This is a genomic window from Streptomyces sp. NPDC002156 (assembly GCF_053593675.1).
Genome location: NZ_JBSFDA010000334.1, coordinates 1 through 3,989 on the forward strand (window position 1 = coordinate 1; position 3,989 = coordinate 3,989).

Genomic DNA, 3,989 nt, shown 5'->3' on the forward strand with positions numbered 1-3,989 from the left:
GGGACTGCGTCCCCTGCACCCCGCTTGGGGGTGTGGGCCTGGGCGTTCGGCGGGGATGCGCCCCTGGGCCTCCCGTGCGGACTGCGCGTCCTCTGTGTCTCCGGGGTGCTACCTCTGGGCTGTCTCGGTCTGTTTCGGGTGGGTGGCCATGGTCCTCAGGGTTTCGAAGGCGGTGGCCGTCGGGCTGGCCGGTTCGGCTTGGTAGACGACCAGTTGCTGGTGTGGGGCTCCGTTGACCGTGAAGGCCGCGAATTTGATGTGCAGGTCGCCGACCTGGGGGTGTTTGAGGTGCTTGCCCTCTTGGGATTTGCCTTTCACGTCATGCCGCTGCCAGAGCTCGGCGAATTCCTTGCTCTGGGCGGAGAGTTGCGTCACGACTTCGGCGATTCGGGGTGATTCGGGGTCGTGGCCGTAGGCGGCCCGGATTTCGGCGGTGCAGGAATGCGCGGCCCGCTCCCATTCCTGGTAGAACTCGCGGCCCGCCGGGTCGACGAACACCATGCGGGCGAGGTTGTCGAACTCGTCGAACCCGCTGTGGAGGGCCATGGCCAGGGAGTTGCCCGCCATGATGTCGAGCGCCGGGCCGACGACGAAGGCCGGGGTGTGTTCCCATCCGTCCATCAGTTGCAGCAGTTGTTGGCTGACGGTCGTATCGCCGCGGTCGCGCGGGCGTTGCGAGGCGGTGAGGCAGAGGCGGTTGAGGTGGTCGGTGGCTTCCGCGTCCAGTTTCAGCGCCTGCGCCACGGCGTCCAGGACCTGCGGGGACGGGCTGTTCTCGCGGCCCTGTTCCAGCCTGATGTAGTAGTCGGAGCTGACTCCGGCGAGCAGCGCGACCTCCTCTCGGCGCAGGCCCGGCACCCGCCGTCGCCCGTGTTCGGGCAGACCCACGTCGTGCGGCTTCAGGGCTTCTCGGCGGGCTCTGAGGAAATCACCCAGGGGTGTCCCGTTGCTCATGCGGCAAGACTACAAACCTTCGCCCCCGTGAGGACCCCGCGATCCTGGGTGTAATACACCCACCGTCGGCAGAACTCCGCCCGCCCTTCTCCGCCTAGCCTTGACGGTATGGACAACGACATTCGGCATGACCCGGTTGGAGGGCTGGGTCGGTTCCTCCGCTCCCGTAGGGAACGTCTCAGCCCTGACGCTGCGGGACTGGCGGGACTGTCCGGTGCGGGTCGGCGAAGGGTGCCCGGTCTGCGGCGTGACGAGGTCGCGACGCTCGCCGGTGTCAGCCCGAGCTACTACAGCCGGCTGGAGCAGGGCCGTGAGCTGAGCCCCTCACGCCGAGTGCTGGAGGCTCTTGCCCGCGCGCTGTGCCTCGGGGACGAGGACAAGGGGGAACTCTTCCGGCTGGCGCAGCCGACGGCCCGCCGTACGAAGTCCCCGGTTCGGGTCGAGCGGGTCCGCCCGCACCTGCGGCAGCTGATCGAGAGCTGGACCAGTACACCGGCCTTCATCATCGGCCACGCCCAGGACCTGCTGGCCACGAACGCACTGGCCGACGCCCTCTACGGCGACTTCGCCCAGCACGACAACGTACTGCGCATGCTCTTCCTCGACCCCACGGCGAAGACCTTCTACCGGAACGCGGAGCGGGCCAGGCACCGTGCGGTCGCCGACCTTCAGCGGACCGCCGCGAGCACCCCCGAGGATCCCCGCATCCTGGAGCTGGTCGGTGAACTGTCGGTGCGCAGCGGTGAGTTCCGCGCTCTGTGGGCACGCGAGTACACCCGGGTCCCGCCCTACGACGTCAAGCATGTGCGCCACTCCGTCGTGGGAGACCTGGAGCTGCGGCACGAGGCGCTCAGCATCCGCAGCGTCCCAGGACAGCAGCTCGTCGTCCTCCAGGCCGAGCCCGGCTCCCCCTCCGCCGACGGGCTGGCCCTGCTGGGCTCCGTCAGCGCACCCGAAGCGCCTCGCCTTTCCTAGCCTTTCCTAGGTGTGGGACTCCCAGGAAAAGCGCGGCCTTCATCACTCCCGGGCCGATGGGCAGACTCGAGTTCGTCAACAGGAAATCCCCGAAAAGGGGATCCGAAAAAGACGAAAGAGGTTTTCCCATGGCTACGTGGTTCGTCACCGGCGCCTCCCGTGGAATCGGGGCGGAAATCGCCCGTGCCGCCCTGGCGGGAGGCAACGATGTCGTGGTCGCCGTACGGAATCCGGAGCGTGTGCCGGACGATCTGAAGAACTCCGACAAGGTCTTCGCGGTCGCCCTGGACGTCACGGACAACGACAGCATCCCGCAGGCGGTCGAAGCCGCCGTGGAGCGGTTCGGCGGCGTCGACGTCCTCGTCAACAACGCCGGCCGGGGTCTGCTCGGCGCGCTGGAGGAGATCACCGACGCGGAGGCCAGGTCGCTGTTCGACCTCAACGTCTTCGGGCTGATCAACGTCACCCGCGCCGTGCTGCCCGTGATGCGCAAGCAGGGCTCGGGCCGGCTGGTGCACATCGGTTCCCGCTCCGGGTTCGAGGGCGAGCCCGGTGTCAGCCTGTACTGCGCGTCGAAGTTCGCCGTCGCCGGCATCAGCGAGGCGCTCTCCGTCGAGATGGCCCCGTTCGGGATCCAGTCGATGGTCGTCGAACCGGGCGTCTTCCGTACGGACTTCCTCGACACCAGTTCCCTGTCGGTCGCCGCGGACCGTATCGCCGACTACGACGACACCCCGGCGCACGTGACGCTGGACTGGATCGACCGGGCCAACCACGCCCAGCTCGGCGACCCGGTCAAGGGTGCCGCGCTCATCGTCGAGGCCGCCTCCACGGAGAAGCTGCCCACGCATCTCTACCTCGGGCGCGACACCTTGGAGCGGCTGGACGTCAAGTATCAGCAGGCGCAGGAGGATCTTGCCGCCTGGCGCGAGAAGTCCGCCGCCACCGGCCACGACGACGTCGCCTGACGCATCGCCAGAGATCGGTCCCGGGAACCCGTAAATCGGTCCCAGAAACCGTCCCCAGCAAAGAGATTGAGGTTTTGTGATGTCCGCTGCCCTGCTCACTGGCACGCCCCTGGCCGGTCGTGTCGCCGTCGTCTCCGGTGCCTCCAGCGGCATGGGTGCCGTCACCGCCCGGCGCCTCGCCGAACTCGGCGCCACCGTGGTCGTGTTGGCCCGACGGAAGGAGCGTCTCGACAGTCTGGTCAAGGAGATCGAGGCCGGTGGCGGCTCCGCGCTCGCCCCGGCCGTCGACGTGACCGACCGTGCCGCTGTCCAGAGCGCCGCCGACCAGGTCGCCGCACGCTTGGGCAAGGCCGACCTCGTGTTCAACAACGCCGGGGTCCAACTCATCTCCGGGATCGAGGAGTTGAAGGTCGACGACTGGCAGCGCCAGATCGACCTCAACATCGGCGGCCTGATGAACGTCATCGCCGCGTTCCTCCCCCACCTCACCGACTCCGCCGCCCAGGGCAGGCCCGCCGACCTGATCAACACCTCGTCGATCGCGGCGACCCGCATCCTGGCGAAGTTCTCCGTCTACTCCGGCACCAAGGCGTACATCAGCCATCTCACCCGGCTGCTCCGCGTCGAGCTCGGTCCCAAGATGGTCCGCGTGGCCACCATCGAGCCCGGCATGGTCGAGACCGAACTCCCCGACCATGTCACCGACCCGGACGCCTCCAAGCTGATGGCCGACCTCATCCACGACATCGACTGTCTGCAGTCCGCGGACATCGCGGAGACCGTCGCCTTCATGGCCGCCGTCCCGCGCCACGTCAACCTCACCGAGATCACCGTCCTGCCCACCGCACAGGCCATCTGAAGTCCGTCCCGTCATGGCGGGGGAGGAACAGCATCCGGCTGTTCCTCCCCCGCCATTGCGTGTTGGTCGAGACGGGCGGCAGAAGACCGCGTGCCGACCGAGCCCGGTGGCGACGGCCTGGGCGCCGATCTGCGGGAGCACGGCGGCGGCGAACATGCCGCTGGTCCGCTTCTTTTTCTCGCCCCCGCCGCCCCTACCCATTCCCATCCCTCGGGGGCTCCGCCCCCGAACCC

4 protein-coding genes are annotated in these 3,989 nt (G+C 68.3%); 3 read left to right on the forward strand and 1 reads right to left on the reverse strand.

The window, feature by feature from the left end; translation table 11 throughout:
- Positions 1 to 108: 108 nt before the first annotated feature.
- Positions 109 to 954 carry a helix-turn-helix transcriptional regulator gene (locus ACWCRB_RS49325; protein ID WP_451002298.1) on the reverse strand — a complete coding sequence of 282 codons (846 nt, stop codon included), beginning with the start codon at positions 952 to 954 and terminating at the stop codon, positions 109 to 111.
- A gap of 108 nt (positions 955 to 1,062) precedes the next feature.
- Between ACWCRB_RS49325 and ACWCRB_RS49330 the strand changes: the two genes are divergently transcribed.
- The 3 genes from ACWCRB_RS49330 to ACWCRB_RS49340 all read left to right on the forward strand — a co-directional run bounded on the left by ACWCRB_RS49330 (position 1,063) and on the right by ACWCRB_RS49340 (position 3,756).
- Positions 1,063 to 1,929, forward strand: a complete 867-nt coding sequence (locus ACWCRB_RS49330; RefSeq protein WP_451002299.1) for a helix-turn-helix transcriptional regulator — start codon at positions 1,063 to 1,065, stop codon at positions 1,927 to 1,929.
- 128 nt (positions 1,930 to 2,057) lie between these two features.
- Positions 2,058 to 2,897, forward strand: coding sequence for an SDR family NAD(P)-dependent oxidoreductase (locus ACWCRB_RS49335; protein ID WP_451002300.1), 840 nt, complete (start codon positions 2,058 to 2,060; stop codon positions 2,895 to 2,897).
- Positions 2,898 to 2,973: 76 nt separating this feature from the next.
- Complete coding sequence (locus tag ACWCRB_RS49340; RefSeq protein ID WP_451002301.1) at positions 2,974 to 3,756, forward strand: SDR family oxidoreductase; 783 nt, start codon at positions 2,974 to 2,976, stop codon at positions 3,754 to 3,756.
- Positions 3,757 to 3,989 lie beyond the last annotated feature (233 nt).

Bases quoted from the DNA above. Each gene is read 5' to 3' on its own strand.
- ACWCRB_RS49325 (WP_451002298.1), bottom strand. From the start codon at position 954: ATGAGCAACGGGACACCCCTGGGTGATTTCCTCAGAGCCCGCCGAGAA.
- ACWCRB_RS49330 (WP_451002299.1), top strand. From the start codon at position 1,063: ATGGACAACGACATTCGGCATGACCCGGTTGGAGGGCTGGGTCGGTTC.
- ACWCRB_RS49335 (WP_451002300.1), top strand. From the start codon at position 2,058: ATGGCTACGTGGTTCGTCACCGGCGCCTCCCGTGGAATCGGGGCGGAA.